We start from the raw sequence: 16,804 nt of genomic DNA, 5'->3' as shown, positions 1-16,804 counted from the left end.
CGCCACTGCTGTTGGGAACATCAAGGCTAACGGTATACGTCCCAGTGCCCAAAGGGCTCTCCGAGGCGGCAGCGTCAGTGGCCGCTATGCTCGCAATATAGCTGTCATCGTTTAATATAGTATAGGTAGTCGAGGCAGGGGCAACGATCGAAGCATCGCCCATGGGACTCCCCAAGGTCAAAACAATCGTCTCGTCTGGCTCCACCACAGCATCCACCGTTATCGTTAGGCCAAGTGGGATCGCGGTATTGCTATAGGTCCCCGCAGGGATGTTTATCGTAGCGCTCGCCAGGGTGTAGTCCGTGCCACCGCCCGTCGCAGAACCCCCAGGGATAAGCATCACAGAGCTGTCGAATAGGTACTCACCGTCCACTAAAAGGGTCGGTATTCCCGTACCGACATCCTCAGCACCGGAACCACTGGCCGACGAAAACGATACCGTCTGCCCAAATCCATTAAATCCAAGCAACAAAAATGCACACAAAAATGCGACACTTCTCAGGTAGCGGATAATCAAAAGCTTGGAAAGTAGATTATGTAGGGTATTTATTTTCATAGCCGGTTATATCATTCAAAGATTTACAAGGGGAACGGCCAGGCCATATCCCCAAAATAGGGAATCAATATTAAGAAAAAATAGCCCATATGCCTAAGAATACGGGTTAAATATAGATTTATCAGATAAACGGCAAAAAACTAATGCAAAGCCTTTTATGAAAGCTCCGCAGACATGGTTTCTGCTGCAGGATGAATTTTTTTAACCAAGCCCTGAAGCACCTTCCCCGGTCCCACTTCAATGAACAGGCTTGCTCCATCGGCCACCATTTGCTGTACGCTTTGGGTCCATTTTACCGGGGCCGTCAACTGGGCAATTAAATTAGCTTTTATGGCCTCTGGGTCGGAAACCGCCGTAGTGGGCACATTTTGGTATATGGCACAGCTAGGCGCTTTAAAAACCGTATTTTCTATGGCTGCGGCCAATTCCTCCCTTGCAGGCTCCATTAAAGGGGAATGAAAGGCACCTCCTACCGGTAACACCAAGGCCCTTCGGGCGCCGGCTTCCTTCAACTTTTCACAGGCGGTATTTATGGCCTCCACCTCCCCGGAGATAACCAATTGGCCCGGACAGTTGTAATTGGCAGGCACTACTATCCCTGCAATTTCCGCGCAAATTTTTTCCACTATGGCATCATCCAACCCCAAAACAGCCGCCATAGTACTTGGCTGCAATTCACAGGCCTTTTGCATGGCCATGGCACGTTGGAACACCAATTTCAATCCATCTTCAAACTCCAAGGTCCCATTGGCCACCAAGGCAGAAAATTCTCCCAAGGAATGCCCCGCCACCATATCCGGTTTAAAACTGGGCCCCATAACCTTGCTCATAATTACCGAATGCAAAAAGATGGCTGGTTGGGTAACCTTTGTTTCCTTTAGGTCCTCAGCCGTACCTTCAAACATAAGATCGGTAATGGAAAATCCTAAAATTTCATTGGCTGTTTCAAACATTTTTTGGGCCAAGGGATACTTTTCATAAAGATCCAATCCCATTCCTACAAATTGTGCTCCCTGTCCCGGAAATATATATGCGTTCATACGTTTATTTTTAATCTGTTCAATATGGTGCAAAAATAAGATTATTTAATTAGGAGTATGGCCTGAATTTTAGGAATTAATGCCCTTTTTCAGTTTTCAAACCAAAGCCGCATCACAATCGGCCCCCTTCTTATTTCCAAAGATTATTCCTTGAACCAACCGGAATATTTTACGTAAGCATTGGCGATACGCTCTACCTCCCCCACACTTAAGTGGGTACTGATATCCTTTATTTTTTTGGCCGGCATACCCGCAAAAACCGTTCCCTCCGGAACACGGGTCCCTTTGGTGACCACGGCTCCAGCAGCAATTATACTATTGCTTTCCACAATACAATCATCCATAACTATACTGCCCATTCCTATTAACACATTATCATGAATGGTGCAGCCATGAACAATGGCATTATGACCTATGGAAACATTATTCCCGATAGTGGTAGGCGACTTTAAATAAGTACAATGTATCACGGCACCGTCCTGCACATTTACCTTGTTACCCATTTTTATATAGTGCACATCCCCCCTTAAAACCGCATTGAACCAGATACTACACTGGTTTCCCATAACTACGTCCCCCACTATAGTGGCATTCTCGGCAATATAACAATCCTCCCCTATCTGTGGCGATTTACCATTTATGGTTTTGATCATGTCTCTTTATTTTTAAATTAATTGGCCGGTTCCTTACCCCAACCCTCTATTGAAATTGTTTTAACGAAAAGGAAAACCGGCCATATTGGGCAAATCTACGCTATTCAAAAAACGACAGCAAATCCTTCTTTTTGGAGGCGGAAACCATAATTTCCTTCCCATTGGAAATTACCACGCTGCCACCCTTTCCTTTTTTATACTTAACAATCTCATTTACATTTACCAAATAGGATTTATGGACTCGGGCAAAAGTATAGTCGCACAAGGCTTCCTCAAAATATTTTAGTGTTTTACTCACCAGAATTTTTTGCTTTTCCAGATACAATTCCGTATAGTTGTCATCTGCTTTGCAATACAGAATATCCGCCACATTCAGCACCTGGAAGCCATCTTGTTGTGGTAGGGTTATTTTCCCGTCCACCTTTTTGAATTTAGGGGTAAGAACCCCATCCCCAATTGCCTTTTCCTTTTCCCTTATTTCCACTACGTAGTCCACCGCCTTTATAAGTTCATCTATACTGATAGGTTTCATTAAATAATAGGCAGCGTGTGCATTTAGGGCATCTAGGGCGTACTGGTTATAGGCTGTGACAAAAACGGCCTCAAAATTACGGTCAGGCAACTGATCCAACAGATCAAAAGCATTTCCAAAAGGCATTTCCACATCCAGGAACACCACATCTAGGTCGTTGTTATTGATCAGGGCAAGCCCTTCCTTAATGGTTGCCGCCTCGCCTACCAAATGAACGGCTGGGCAATATTTGGCCAAATAATTACGCAGAATCTCCCTGCTATTTGCTTCATCTTCTACAATTAGGGCATTTAATTTCATTCTCAAATTTTGTGTTTATCAGCTCCCATTAGGCAACTTTGACCAACCAACAGGAAAGTCTCTGTTCTTGTTATCAATCCCTCTTAATAGTAAATAGCACCTTGGTACCACTACCATTCGCTTCCAGGTCCGAAATAAAAACATCTACCTTATCCTTGTACATATCGTTCAATATTTCTATTCTCTTTTTAATATTGCCCATACCCTTGGATTTTTGTTTTTTCTGATTTTGGGTCTTTAAGGCCGCGGATTGCTTTCTGCCTATACCATTGTCGGTTATGCATATCTCCAAGGCAAACTTATCCTTTTGTTTGATTTCAATTTTTAAAAACCCCTTGTCCTCCCTATAGCGCAAGCCGTGCCAGATGGCATTCTCAATATAAGGTTGCAACAGCATGGGCGGTATCTGAAAGGCATCTATATCCATATCTTCATCTACTATTATTCCATAGTCGAATTTATCGGAAAAGCGGGAGTGTTCCAACTTGGTATATAGCTCCAACAATTCCAACTCCTTGGACAGGGGAATAAAATCCTCATCGGAATTTTCCAATACGGCCCGCATCAGGGTAGAAAAATCGCTCAAGTACCTGTTTGCGCTTCTCTCATCACTTTTGGCAATAAAATTATTTACCGAGTTTAGGGCGTTAAAAATAAAATGGGGATTCATTTGTGACCTGAGCGACTTAAGGGCCAATAAATTATTGGCCAACTTTTGCTGCTTATTGCTCCTGTAAAAAAAGTAGGCCGCCAACCCCATTAAAAGCATTCCAAAAATCAAGGAATAAATGATCCAATTTTGACGTTTTATACTTTCTGCCACCAATTGCTGCTCCGTCAGCGCCAGACTGTATTTACTTTGGGTAAGCTCCCGCTCCTTCTCCAGGCCGGATATCCTACTTTGTTTGGAGGCCAGCTCCCTATTAAACCGGGCCGCTCTGGCTATTTCCTGTTCCTTTTTAACATATAGGGTATCTACCACGGCTACATACTCTTGATAGGTCTCCAATGCTTTGGTGTAATCGCCCTTATATTTATAAACTTCGGATAATTTGCGTGTAGCATCCTTGCGGACCAACAAATCATTGTCAACATTGGCATCTTTAATACTCTCTTCCAAATAGGGTATGGCCTCGTCATATTTATCCTGGGCAATATAGGCATTGGCTATTTTATAGTTTATTCGTTGGGCCGTTATGGAATCATTTTCCACGGCCAACCCATCCTCCATCTCCTTCTTGGGTATCTTTTTTAAATCCTCCAAACTCTTCTTACGCAGTTGGATCTCCTGTCCATATTGATTTTTTTGATTATAAAAATCGGCCACTTTCTCTTTTTCCTGGACTGCACGTTGTGGCGCTTGTACGGAGGAAAGCTCCAAGGAGTTGTTAAAATAGGCATTTGCCTCCTGAAGCCTATTTCCCTTGGCATAGGCAGTGGCTATTTTTGAATTTAGGTCGATGGTTTTCGGGGCAATCTGATTCTTTTCAGCAATTCTGAGCCCCTCATTATAAAATGCCACCGCATTATCCACATCTCCCAAACCCACATAGGCATCCCCAAGGGTTTCGTACAATTCCACCCTTTGAAAGGGTACCATTTTGGTTATTTTGACCAGTGGCGACAACAACTTTCCGGCCTCCCCGTACTCCTTGTTCAAAACATAGGTCTTTCCCAATAGCAAGGATGTTTTTAACGTCTTGTGAGCCAAGAGGGCATCCTTGTAGCTAGAGATGGCCAAATCGTACTGCTTGTGATATTGGTACACTTCCCCCAGGGTGGAATACGCTATAGCCAATTGTTCCTTATTATTGCCCATCGCCAATTGGGAAAGTGATTGGGTAATAAAATCGATACTTTTCCCAATATTGCTCTTCTTGTAATAATTGGCAGAATCGATATAACTGTTATACAAAGAAGTAGATCTTACCCCTTTCCTACTCTTACTTACGCCAACATTTTCCCTTTCGGCGCCCTCTACTTCAATTTGTAGATCGTCCTTGCTAATTACTTTATACCGAACAGTTTCCATATTGGGGCTCTCAAGGACAAGTTCCTGCCCCATGACCACCTTAATTTTAAATTCCCCCATGGCATTTGTCAATGTATACCCACCAGTAGAGGTCGACACGGCCACTCCGGGAAGACCTTGGTTACTTCCTTTTTCCTTGACCACGCCCCGAAGTTCAAATTGCGCCCCGGCCGGGGATATTTGACAATGCCCCGCCGCCGTACCTAGCACCCATAATAAACATATGAAATAAAACTTGGTCATATCTATACAATATATATGATAAACTTAATTGATTTAAACCATACTAAAAAATACCCCATTTCCATAAATAGCACATTTAATGGGCGCAAATCAAGCCTGACGAATCCAAAACTCCCGTTGCCTCACCCAAAATGCCCGTTTACTCATTGCCCATTTTTTTAGAAAAATGTTGATCCTACTTTTACCCCATGTTATCACCGATTAAAATAGACATACTCATATCCATGGTGATTCATAACAATCTGAACACAGTGGTTAACTATTCTGATTTTACCACTGCAAGTACATAAGAATCAATATTTAACTAAAATAATACTCAAATGAAAAATGTAAAGCAAATAGTAGTTTTAGGGGCCCTTGTCCTAGGGATGGGCCAAAGTTTTGGCAACGCACTTGCCACAGGGGACATTCCAAAAAACCATGTTTCAGCCGAAGTGCTCCCGGAGGGGCCCAAGACGGCCAACAATATGGTCAAGATTGCACTTTTGTTGGATACCAGTAACAGTATGGACGGACTCATTAATCAGGCGAAGGCACAATTGTGGGATATCGTGAACAAATTTACCCATGCCAAATGTGGTAACGATGGCAGGCCCCAACTACAAATTGCACTATACCAATACGGAAACGATAATTTATCTTCCAGGGAGGGTTATATTCAACAGGTTTTGGGCTTTAGCGGTGATCTGGATGAGATTTCAGAAAAACTATTCTCCCTGTCTACCAATGGTGGGGAAGAATATTGCGGACAAGTAATACAAACATCCTTGAGCCAACTGGATTGGGGAAAAAATCCCGACCAGCTAAAGATGATCTTTATTGCCGGCAATGAACCCTTTACCCAAGGAAAATTAAATTATAAGGATGCCGTTGCCAATGCCAAGGATAAGGATGTAATTGTAAATACCATTTTTTGTGGCGCCTACGAACAAGGTATCAATACGGGATGGAAAAATGGGGCCCAACTAACGGGAGGGGAATATATGGCCATAGACCACAACCGTGAAGTAGTACATATTGCCACCCCTTATGATGATGTAATCATTAGGTTAAATTCCAAATTGAACAAGACCTATATCTCCTATGGAGCCTTGGGAGCCGCGAAAATGCAGCAACAGAGTGCCCAGGACAGCAATGCCATGGAAATGGAAGAGGTCGTTGCCGTAAAACGTGCGGTAAGTAAATCGTCCAGACTCTATACCAATTCCTCATGGGACTTGGTGGATGCCTCCAAGGAGGAAGATTTTGACATAGACGAGGTAGAAAAAGATCAATTGCCCATGGAATTAAAGGGAAAATCCAAAACTGAAATCGCCAGTTATATAGAAAAAAAGAAAAAGGAGCGTAGGGATATCCAAAAAGAGATCCAAGACCTTAACAGTAAAAGGGAAGCCTATATTGCCTCACAGAGAAAGGAAAATGAAAAAGGTGAGTTGGAGAATGCCATGCTTAGCGCGATACAAAAACAGGCGGCCAAGAAGAATTATCGTTGGGAATAAAATGGAACAAATCCAAGTTTGTCTCAGCTATCCTTATGGAACCGATCAGAACAAAGGGTCGGAATACGAAAGAACCCTGTCTAATGGCAGGGTTCTTTTATTATGTTTTTTTTTGATTCGCTTATGGCCTTTCAAACATAGGTGCAATGGCCAAAAAAGTCAATTTACCTTATATACCGGAAATAGTTGTGAAATTAGTAATTAACGGCCGGACATTTACAATCGTATCTTTTCTCTGACTGTCCAAAATCGTACCCCAGGGTAATTTGATGAAAACCGCCATTGTCAAACCTAACATCGCCCATTTGGTAGGAATAGTTGTAAGAAACCAAAAAATTCTTATAGTTGACCCCTACGATAGGAGTTATAAGTTGCAAACGCTGTTCCCCAAAATCGTTGGTGGTTTGGTATTGGGCACCATCAAAACTTCTTCGGTAGGAAATTCCGCCCCAAACAGTTCCAAAATCCACGCTTTTATAGACTTTGGCATTGATATCGATCGCCTTTTCCCTTGTAAACTCTGTGAACTGAAAAAGCACGGAAGGCTCTACCTGCCATTCGCTCCTACCGAACACATAACCCGATGATACAAGATATTTTCTTAAGTTATTGGATTCAATGGCCGAATATAGATCCCTTCCCCTCCCCATTATATTGTGAACGGCCGCATGGGCATAGAATTCCATAAAGTTATAGGACATTCCCAAATCCATATTAAAATAACCTACACTGTTTCTTGAGCCGGTGATAATGGGATCTGGAATAACAGAAACAAACTCGGACTCGTCCAAATTACTTTGCTGAATCCCTGCACTAAGTCCGAAAGAGAGCTGATTTAAGCTTCTAAAATCACCGCCCAATCTCAAATGATGAGCATAGGTAAGTTTAAATCCCGTTTGGGAGTGATATCCGTTGGCGTCGTTAAAGACGGTTGCTCCATAACCACTATTTTCACCAACCCTAAAATGTGCGTTCAAGGTCTGCATATTGGGGGCCTCATCTACGCTAAACCATTGCTTTCTTATAGTAGCCCTAATTTTCCCTCCTTCACCAATTCCGGCCATAGATGGATATACCAAATAGTAATTATCTGCCAAATAATCAAAATAGACAGGAACACCTTCTTGAGCAATAGACTGATAGCCTATCGCAAAAAAAGAAAGTAAAATCAATAAATGTTGTTTCATTTAAGAAGAGTGGTGTGTTAGTAACATCGTCCAAATATAAAATATAACGGTTGAAATACTACATTATTATATATGCCATTACTTAGAAAACCTTCGTACTTTTGTAAAAAATATTTAAATGGAGGAGTTTATCATTACCGTGGTACCCACGAAGAATCCGGCGATACTAAAATTTGAAACCAATCATTTCATTACAAAGAATAACAACTACGAATTTAAAAACATAGACGAAGCCAAAATTTCGCCTTTGGCCCAGCAGTTATTCTATCTACCATTTATAAAAACGGTATATATCTCGGGCAACTTTATAGGCTTGGAACGTTATGACATTGTGGAATGGGAGGATGTTAAGGATAGCGTGGCACAGCAGTTGGTGGATTATCTCAATTCTGGCGAGCCTGTTGTCAAGGAGGATGAAAATCAGAAGAAGGTGGCCGTAACAGTCTATGCAGAAGTTACCCCCAATCCGTCCGTGATGAAATTTGTGACCAATAAAAGAATTGTTCCAACCACCTTTGAATTTAAGAACATAGATGAGGCCAAAGATTCTGAATTGGCCAAACAACTATTTATGCTGCCCTTTGTAAAAGAGGTGTTTTTTGATGTAAATTATGTTTCCATAAATAAGTACGACCTTGCGGAATGGGATGATATTACCTTGGAACTTAGAGAGAAAATCAGGGATTTTATTGCCGATGGCAAGGAAGTGGTATCGGCCAAGAGTCTTCAGCAACAAAAAACAGTTGCTCCGGAGGCCCAGTTGAAGGATACCGATTTGGATGACATTTCCAAGCAGATCATCGATATTCTGGAAGAATATGTTAAACCCGCCGTAGCGAGTGATGGGGGCAATATCCTATTTAAATCCTATGAAGGCGACACGAAGACCGTAAACGTTATTTTACAGGGGGCCTGCAGTGGCTGCCCCTCGTCTACCTTTACCCTAAAAAATGGTATTGAAACCATGCTCAAAAATATGATGGGCGATATGGTAAATGAGGTAGTTGCCTTAAATGGTTGATTTTCAATATTAAAAGTACGAATTCTAGCTTTTATTTGTTAACTTTAAGAGAATCTAAAACTTAATATTATGGCTATCTTAAAAGTTATCGAAGTTCTTGCAAATTCTAACAAAGGATGGGAGGATGCTGCTAAAAAGGCAGTGGAACAAGCTTCCAAATCCGTTAAGAATATTCGTTCGGTATATGTCAATGAACAGAGTGCAACGGTTAAAGACGGAAAACTGGACGATTTTCGCGTTAATGTTAAAATCACTTTTGAAGTGAATTAATATTTTTCCCATTTCAATCAACAAGCGCCGTTAAAAGGCGCTTTTTTTGTAGTATCCTTTTATTGAAATTTCAGCAATATTTAAACCATTTATATATTTGCATTAGCTTAAAAATGGTTCAATACCCTTATTTTATAAGGGAGTTGGATTTTTAATGTATTAAACCAAAAAAAAATATTTTTTTCATGAATTTCATTTCTGATTATCAAGAACATATAGACCAGGCCATCAAATTTCTTTGGGAAGCACTTCCTAGTTTAATTATGGCTATTATTATTTATGTTTTGGGGCTCTGGATTATAAAATTTATTAATCGCATGGTCCGTAAATTTTTTGATAAGGCAGACTACGACCCTTCCTTAGAGTCCTTTTTGCAAAGCTTTATAAGCATTGGGCTTAAAATAATGCTTTTTGTAATAGTAATTACCCAGCTCGGAGTGCAGTCGTCTTCCCTGGTGGCCATTATTGGTGCCGCTGGTCTGGCCATTGGTCTGGCCTTACAGGGTTCCTTGGCCAATTTTGCAGGCGGTGTCTTATTATTACTGTTCAAACCCTTTAAGGTAGGTGATTTTATTTCCGCACAAGGTGTGGACGGTACTGTAAAGGAAATATCCATCTTTACCACAAAAATAAGCACCTTTGGAAATCAGATCGCCATAGTTCCCAATGGCCAATTATCCAACAACAATATCATCAACTACAATGCACAAAACACCCGAAGGGATAAGATTTCCGTAGGCATAGGGTACAGCTCCAATATTAAATTGGCCAAAGAAATTTTACTGGAAATCTGTGCAGAAAATTCAAATATTCTAAAAGATCCTGCCCCTGAGGTCTATGTTGCAGAATTAGGGGATAGCTCCGTGAACCTTTCCTTGCGCTTTTGGGCCAATAATGATGTATTCTGGGCGGCCCACTTCCACGTTTTGGAAGAACTAAAGAACAGGTTTGATGCTGCGGAAATAGAGATTCCGTTTCCACAAAGGGTGGTTCACCAATACTAAGACTTTTTGGTCGGCGACATAAAATCCTTTAAATAATACGGTTCAAAGTAAGCGACATTTTCAAAATCGTTTGCTTTGAACTTTTTATAGGACAACTCTCCCATCCCACTAACTGTGGGCCATGCAGAATGGTAACTAAAATTTGGATGGTCCAATAGTTCCCTGCATTTTTCCGCTCCGTCCCCAATTAATAAAACACTGCCATTTTGTGCATATTCCAAGAAGCTGTCCTCGTTGATTATTTCCGCCCTGGTCTCCCTAATATTGCTTCCCTCTGCATTAAAGACTGCCGAATACACTTCCATTCTCCTGGCATCCAACAACGGAATTATAAAATCATATCCTTTGGCATATCCTTGCTTGGCCAAACTTTCCAGGGTTGAAACCGATATCAGCGGGAGATCCAATGAAAAGCAAAGTCCCTTCGCCGCCGACACCCCTATACGAAGACCGGTATAGGAGCCCGGCCCCTTGCTAACTGCAATGGCGGATATATCCTTAAAAGTTAAGGAAGCCCCTTTCAAAGCTTCCTCTATAAAAATGTGCAACTGTTCCGAATGTGAATAATTGGGACTATTGTCTTCCCTCATAGAAATTATTTCCCCATTCTTGGCAATACCCACGGAACAATTGGTGGTTGCAGTCTCTAAATTTAATATCATAGCCATATAGACCGCAAATATAACTTAATCCAATGTTATAGGTAAGCCAAAATAAAACTCCAACACTTTTAACCTAAATATATAATCGTATTTTGTCCTTATTAATTCGGCCTCCGCATTATCCACCCTGGATTGCGACTGACTAAAATCGAAGGCGTTCATAAGTCCAACATCAAATCGCTCCTTGGAATAATTATAGGCCAACCTACGTGCATCCAATGTTTTTTGTGCAGCTTCATAAGCCTTGGAGAAACTCTTAACATCCACATAGGCCTGATTAATATTGGATTCCAAATCCAATTTATCCTGTTCCAATTGCAAACGTGACCTCTCTACCCCAATTTGGGCCCTTTTAATGTTGTTCTTAACACTAAACCCATTAAATACCGGAATATTCAACTGCAGACCATAGGCAATACCATCCGTTAAATATAACTGGTCTGTAAAAGAGATTCTATTAAAAGTGACCGGATCCCTAAATTCGCTTGAATATCGCGTACCATAATTAAAGAAAGCTCCCAAAGTTGGGTAAACCGCCCCTTTGGCTATTTGTAAATCCTTTTGTGCCAATTCCACATTGGACAGCGAGAATTTAATATCATTCCTAAAGGTAAGGGCTTTGTCGAAAATTGTTTTGGGCGAATTGTCCAATATATTGGAGGGAGGAATATCAAATTCCTCATCTGCAATATCAAAATTTTCATAATCCCTGATCTGGAGCAGTTGTGCCAAGTTTATCCGGGAGATCAGTACCTGATTCTCCCCATTTACGATTTGCTGTTCCTGATTGGCCGCAGTTGCTTCTATTTCCAATAAATCCCCTTTTGGGACCACACCGGCATCTACCAACTCCTTGGTCTTTACCAGATCCTGTTCTGTAACGGCATATTGGGCCCTAAAAACTTTAAGCGACTCCTTGTTGGACAAAACTTGTAGGTAGGCATTGGCCACCGCCAGCATAATATCGTCCTTTAAGTTATCCAACCTATACTGACTGGCCAAGGCATTCAATTTTGCCCTGTTCAACCGGTGGATATTCCTTAATCCATCAAATAGATTTACCGAGGAACTAAAGCCTCCCGAGGCCGTAGTTACGGTCCCGGTAACCTGTTGGTTCCTGGATTGATCCAAAACGAGCCCTGAATTGCCGGAGAGACTTGCGTTTGCATTAAAATTGGGCAACATATCACCCACGGCATCCGATTTATCTATTTTGGCGTTTTCAAGATCGAGTTCATATTGCTCTATGGTCAAATTATTCTCCACGGCATAGTAAACACATTCTTCCAAGGTCCATTTTTTTTCTTGGGCGGATAGTATGCCACAACAGAAAAAAAACAGGCCTACAATTATCTTAATTCTCATGTTTTGATTGTTTTTTGATTGATATTCCCCTTAATTTCCTTCTTCAGATTCACCATCTTCTTCCGTACCTTTCTTAATGGGTTCTGTCTTGTTCCAAATCTTAACCTTGTCTTCCTTGGTTATACCCGAAACAATTTCCACATTTACCCCATCCGAAATTCCTACCTCAACATCCTTTCTTTCAAATTTTTGTTCTTCCACAGTACCTACGGCCACTTCAACAAAAGGTTTATCCGTTACTTTATCAAATTGTAGAAGAGCTTCAGGAATTACCATTACACTGTCTTTCTTTTCCAACACCAAAGAGGCATTGGCACTATACCCAGCACGGATCAAAAAGTCGTCTTCAACGCTAACATCACCCTCAATCTTAAACTGTACTGCTCCAGATTCCTCAATACCCTTGGGAGCGATAAATCTAAGTTTGGCATCAAATTTTTTATCGTTAATAGCGCCCAAGCTAATCTCCAAGGGCATTCCCAATTCCAATTTTCCAACCTCGCCTTCATCTACTTTCCCTTCAAAAATCATGATGCTTAAATCGGCAATAGTAGCTATGGTAGTTCCATCGTTAAAGTTGTTACTTTGAATAACCTGATCTCCTTCCTTTACGGGAATCTCCAGAATTGTACCCGAAACGGTCGCCCTTATATTGGTGTTGGCGGTAGCACTACCCCCTGCCGACCCATCACGGATAATCTGATAATCGGATTGGGCATTCTGCAGCTCCAATTTCGCCTGATCATAGCGCAATTGTAGGCTATTAAAATCTTGGGAAGAAATAACCCCTTTGTCAAATATGGCCTTATTCCGGTCATATTCAATCTTGGTATTGTTCAATGCTATTTCGGCATTCTTTACCCTACCTCTTGCCTGGTTCAGGGATTGTTCATTGGGAACCACCTTTATTTTGGCAATTAAGTCGCCCGCATTTACCTTGGCCCCCTCTTTCAGTAAGATTTCCTCTATGATACCCGAAATCTGAGGTTTTATCTCCACTTCATCCTCTGGCACTACCTTACCGGTTGCCACGGTTTTCTTTTGAATATTGGCCGTAAAAGGGTTCTTTGTCTCGTAAGTGATAGCGGACTTGCTATTGGATTTTATAAAAAAAGCTGCCGCCCAAAGGGCTCCAAGCACCAAAACTCCTATTAGCACATATTTTACAATCTTGTTCATTTTACTTTTATTTATTTGTATTGGTTTGTTTTATTCTTCTCGTAAAGCATCTATTGGTTTTATACTTACGGCTCGTTGTGCAGGTATCAGACCTATTAAAGTGCCTAGAACTACCATTAGGGCCAAGGCACCCAAAACATAGGGTATAGGTACGGTTGGATTGGAGTAGGGGAAATCCATGCCCTGGGTCAGTTTATTGATCATACTCAACGCTCCCGCCCCAAGAATAATTCCCATAACACCGGCAAGCATGGTCAAAAATACCGACTCCAGGATAATAAGGGATCTAACTTCCCTAGGGGTGGCTCCAAGGGCCCGTCTAACCCCCAATTCCTTGGTCCTTTCCTTTACGGATATGAGCAAAATATTTCCGATGCCTATGACTCCCGCCAAAATGGTGGCAATCCCAACGACCAGAGACATAAAGGTCAAACCTTTTGCAAAACCCACAATCCTGTTAAAAATTACACCCAGATTAAACGAAGCTATGGCACGCTCATCCTTGGGGTTTACGTTGTGAATATTCTTAAGAACCGACTTCACATTTTCCTCTACCTTTACAATATCGGCATCGTCATAAGCTGCAATAGCGAACCAACCTACGTTTTCACCGGTATTATATAATTTCTTGAACGTGGTAAAGGGTATATAAATATCTGAATCACTTTCAAATCCTCCCCCTGGCGTATACTTGTGTACTCCCACTACCTGGAAAAACACATTGTCTATCCTAATATACCCGCCTATGGGACTCTCATCATTTTCAAATAACTCTTTTTGGGTGCGCTCCCCAATGACACATACTTTTCTAGCACCATTAATATCCTCGTCATTTATAAACCTACCGCCATCATAGATCTTCTTGGTAGCGATTTTTGTGGAAATAGGGTAATCCCCGTAGACGGCATAATCTCCCGACATACCCTGCCTGATAACTTGGGCCGGGCTACCACCAAAAATACCTTTTACATTTCGTGGAGCGATAAATTGAATCTCTGGAATCCTATTCTTTAATACGGTAACATCATTCAACTTCAGCTGTATCTGTCTTCCCGTTTTAAATCCCTTATAAGGCATACTTGTATTACGTCCTATGGTAAACAAACTATTCATTGCCACATTTTGAAATGCTTTCTCAAACCCGTTATTCAACCCTTGTGCCGCACCAGACAATACGATATAAATAAATATTCCCCACAATACACCTATCACGGTAATAATGGTCCTGGTCCTATTTTTACCAATAGAACCAAAAATCTCTTGCCAGGTATTACCATCAAATAAAAATCGCATATTATTCGTCTCTTAAGGCTTCAATTGGTTTTATATCCGCTGCCCTTTTAGCCGGAATATATCCTGCAATGGCCCCAAACAGGATTAAAACCAAAGTGGCACTGATAGCCATAGTTATATCTATATAGGGATTGGTTATAAAGTAGTCCTTCAATTTTTCACCTAGTGAATTCAAGATGAAAACACCCAAAAGCATCCCGAAAAATCCTGAAATGGTCGTAATAAAAACCGATTCCAATAAAATGGAACCGATGACCGACTTAGGGGTGGCTCCCAATGCTTTTCTGATCCCAAGTTCCTTTGTACGTTCCTTGACCACAAAAACCATAATATTACTAATCCCTATTATGCCGGCAATTATGGTCCCAAAGGCCACAAAACCTACTATAATTTGCAATACTCTCGCAAACTGCTGATTTTGCTTTAACTGGTCTGCCACATTCCTGATAAACACTCCGTTCTGATCATTTGGACTGATGTACTTCTTTTCTCTAAAAAATTTGTCCAAGCTCCTATCCAAAGCCATGGCCCCGGCATAGCCGATCTCAGGCTTAAAGGCCACTATTATCTGATCTATTTTGTCGTTGTTTTTCTCAATGAGCTGTCTTGTGGTGTAGGGCATATAGATCAATCTTTCCTCATTATCACCACCGTCATCCTGGAAAACACCAATCACCATAAAAGCACTCCCTGCCACATCTATGTATTCACCTACGGCATTCTTATTGCCAAATAGATCCTTCTCTACCAACCGTCCAATGACCACATATTTGGTTTTGTTTTTTATATCCTTTTCGTTTATAAAACGACCCTTCATCATAATGGTCTTTTCTGCGTATTGATGTGACGGGCCAACCGCTCTGGTAGTATAATTATTGGATTCATTCCTGTATTTAACCAAACCACCTCTGGAAATTCTGGGGGTAGTATAATCAACAAACATGGCAAGGTTCTTTTTTATATCCTCCAAATCGCTATTATCAAATTCTATTACCCTGTTGGATTTATAGCCTTTGTACGGAACGGTAGTTCTTCCTGGGAATATATAAAGTACGTTGGTGGCATCATCCCCAAAAAACTCATTGAAGGTGTTCACCAGCCCGTTCCCCATCCCAAACAGCACAACAAAAATTAGAATACCCAAAGCCACCGTAAACCCTGAGAGAAAGGTCCTTAGTTTATTCTTGTGGATAGTTTCAAATATTTCCTTCCAATTATCCCTACTAAACATACTGGGAAGCTCTAACCTGGGTTATTTTTTTATCCTCTACAATGACCCCATCCTTTAAATGCACAATTCTCTTGCACATATCCGCAATGTCCGGCTCATGTGTAACGATCAGTATGGTGTTGCCTGCATCGTTTATTTTTTGGATAAGATCCATTACCTCATAGGAGGTGGTACTATCCAAGGCACCCGTGGGTTCATCCGCCAACAATACTTTTGGTTCAGCTGCCATGGCCCTTGCTATGGCAACCCTTTGCTTTTGCCCCCCGGACAATTCACTTGGCAAATGGTCCGCCCATTCACGCAAACCCACCTGTTCCAAGTATTTCAAAGCCTTTTCCTGTCTTTCCTTTCTTCCTACTTTCTGGTAATATAGTGGCAGTGCCACATTTTCCATGGCACTTTTGTAATTGATCAAATTAAAGGATTGGAAAACAAAACCCAAAAACTTGTTCCTATATTGGGCCGCCTTCGTCTCATTTAAGTCCTTAATAGGCACCCCGTCCAAGGTGTAGGACCCTTCATCCAACACGTCCAACATACCCAATATATTAAGCAGGGTAGACTTACCGGAGCCCGAGGAACCCATAATGGCCACAAGCTCGCCTTCTTCAACAGAAAAATTAATGCCTTTTAATACATGCAGGGAATTGCTTCCCATTTTATAGGATTTATGAAGATCTTTAATTTCTATCATGATTTATTGGATTAGGTAAGCGTGCTTCAAATTACGAATATAA

The 16,804-nt window shown here is 41.4% G+C and carries 16 protein-coding genes; 4 read left to right on the top strand and 12 right to left on the bottom strand.

What is annotated here, in order from left to right:
• From C7972_RS24390 to C7972_RS07210, 5 genes are all read right to left on the bottom strand, one after another.
• Positions 1-340, bottom strand: a 340-nt coding sequence (locus tag C7972_RS24390) for a hypothetical protein (protein ID WP_375334781.1), incomplete at its 3' end; no start/stop codon positions are given.
• A gap of 371 nt (positions 341-711) precedes the next feature.
• Positions 712-1,596 (bottom strand): ACP S-malonyltransferase, encoded by an 885-nt coding sequence (fabD, locus tag C7972_RS07225; RefSeq protein WP_110355558.1) that lies wholly within the window; start codon positions 1,594-1,596, stop codon positions 712-714.
• 143 nt (positions 1,597-1,739) lie between these two features.
• A complete protein-coding gene (locus C7972_RS07220) occupies positions 1,740-2,249 on the bottom strand; it encodes a gamma carbonic anhydrase family protein (protein ID WP_110355557.1) in 510 nt (169 codons plus the stop codon).
• A gap of 100 nt (positions 2,250-2,349) precedes the next feature.
• Positions 2,350-3,081 carry a LytTR family DNA-binding domain-containing protein gene (locus C7972_RS07215; RefSeq protein WP_110355556.1) on the bottom strand — a complete coding sequence of 244 codons (732 nt, stop codon included), beginning with the start codon at positions 3,079-3,081 and terminating at the stop codon, positions 2,350-2,352.
• 73 nt (positions 3,082-3,154) lie between these two features.
• Positions 3,155-5,356 carry a tetratricopeptide repeat protein gene (locus C7972_RS07210; RefSeq protein WP_110355555.1) on the bottom strand — a complete coding sequence of 734 codons (2,202 nt, stop codon included), beginning with the start codon at positions 5,354-5,356 and terminating at the stop codon, positions 3,155-3,157.
• Positions 5,357-5,676: 320 nt separating this feature from the next.
• Here C7972_RS07210 and C7972_RS07205 point away from each other — a divergent pair, with 320 nt between their 5' ends.
• Positions 5,677-6,855, top strand: a complete 1,179-nt coding sequence (locus C7972_RS07205; RefSeq protein WP_110355554.1) for a VWA domain-containing protein — start codon at positions 5,677-5,679, stop codon at positions 6,853-6,855.
• 194 nt (positions 6,856-7,049) lie between these two features.
• On the opposite strand, the gene C7972_RS07195 is transcribed toward C7972_RS07205, so the two are convergent.
• Complete coding sequence (locus C7972_RS07195) at positions 7,050-8,042, bottom strand: type IX secretion system membrane protein PorP/SprF (RefSeq protein ID WP_110355552.1); 993 nt, start codon at positions 8,040-8,042, stop codon at positions 7,050-7,052.
• Between the two features lie 118 nt (positions 8,043-8,160).
• Here C7972_RS07195 and C7972_RS07190 point away from each other — a divergent pair, with 118 nt between their 5' ends.
• The 3 genes from C7972_RS07190 (at position 8,161) to C7972_RS07180 (ending at position 10,337) form a co-directional block, all read left to right on the top strand.
• Positions 8,161-9,063, top strand: a complete 903-nt coding sequence (locus C7972_RS07190; RefSeq protein ID WP_110355551.1) for a NifU family protein — start codon at positions 8,161-8,163, stop codon at positions 9,061-9,063.
• A 69-nt stretch (positions 9,064-9,132) separates the two neighbouring features.
• Complete coding sequence (locus tag C7972_RS07185) at positions 9,133-9,333, top strand: dodecin family protein (protein WP_110355550.1); 201 nt, start codon at positions 9,133-9,135, stop codon at positions 9,331-9,333.
• A 185-nt stretch (positions 9,334-9,518) separates the two neighbouring features.
• The gene (locus tag C7972_RS07180) at positions 9,519-10,337 is read left to right on the top strand and encodes a mechanosensitive ion channel family protein (RefSeq protein WP_110355549.1); all 819 of its coding nucleotides are present in this window, start codon (positions 9,519-9,521) and stop codon (positions 10,335-10,337) included.
• Here the strand turns inward: C7972_RS07180 and tsaB are convergent.
• From tsaB to C7972_RS07150, 6 genes are read right to left on the bottom strand one after another with little or no spacing between them, the layout of a single operon-like run.
• The gene (gene tsaB / locus C7972_RS07175) at positions 10,334-11,005 is read right to left on the bottom strand and encodes a tRNA (adenosine(37)-N6)-threonylcarbamoyltransferase complex dimerization subunit type 1 TsaB (RefSeq protein ID WP_110355548.1); all 672 of its coding nucleotides are present in this window, start codon (positions 11,003-11,005) and stop codon (positions 10,334-10,336) included. The genes C7972_RS07180 and tsaB overlap by 4 nt on opposite strands.
• 18 nt (positions 11,006-11,023) lie before the next feature.
• Positions 11,024-12,364, bottom strand: a complete 1,341-nt coding sequence (locus C7972_RS07170; RefSeq protein ID WP_110355547.1) for a TolC family protein — start codon at positions 12,362-12,364, stop codon at positions 11,024-11,026.
• Positions 12,365-12,394: 30 nt separating this feature from the next.
• Positions 12,395-13,543 (bottom strand): efflux RND transporter periplasmic adaptor subunit, encoded by a 1,149-nt coding sequence (locus tag C7972_RS07165; protein ID WP_110355546.1) that lies wholly within the window; start codon positions 13,541-13,543, stop codon positions 12,395-12,397.
• Positions 13,544-13,573: 30 nt separating this feature from the next.
• Positions 13,574-14,836: an ABC transporter permease gene (locus C7972_RS07160; RefSeq protein ID WP_110355545.1), complete on the bottom strand. Its 1,263-nt coding sequence runs from the start codon at positions 14,834-14,836 to the stop codon at positions 13,574-13,576.
• 1 nt (position 14,837) lies between these two features.
• Positions 14,838-16,067 carry an ABC transporter permease gene (locus C7972_RS07155; RefSeq protein ID WP_110355544.1) on the bottom strand — a complete coding sequence of 410 codons (1,230 nt, stop codon included), beginning with the start codon at positions 16,065-16,067 and terminating at the stop codon, positions 14,838-14,840.
• Positions 16,060-16,761 (bottom strand): ABC transporter ATP-binding protein, encoded by a 702-nt coding sequence (locus C7972_RS07150; RefSeq protein WP_031442418.1) that lies wholly within the window; start codon positions 16,759-16,761, stop codon positions 16,060-16,062. Before C7972_RS07150 ends, C7972_RS07155 begins: the two co-directional genes overlap by 8 nt.
• Positions 16,762-16,804 lie beyond the last annotated feature (43 nt).

It is taken from the genome of Arenibacter sp. ARW7G5Y1, from assembly GCF_003201775.1.
In the GTDB taxonomy this organism is placed as follows: domain Bacteria; phylum Bacteroidota; class Bacteroidia; order Flavobacteriales; family Flavobacteriaceae; genus Arenibacter.
Note: the sequence above shows the minus strand (reverse complement) of the source record. Positions and strands in the feature narration are given on the sequence as shown.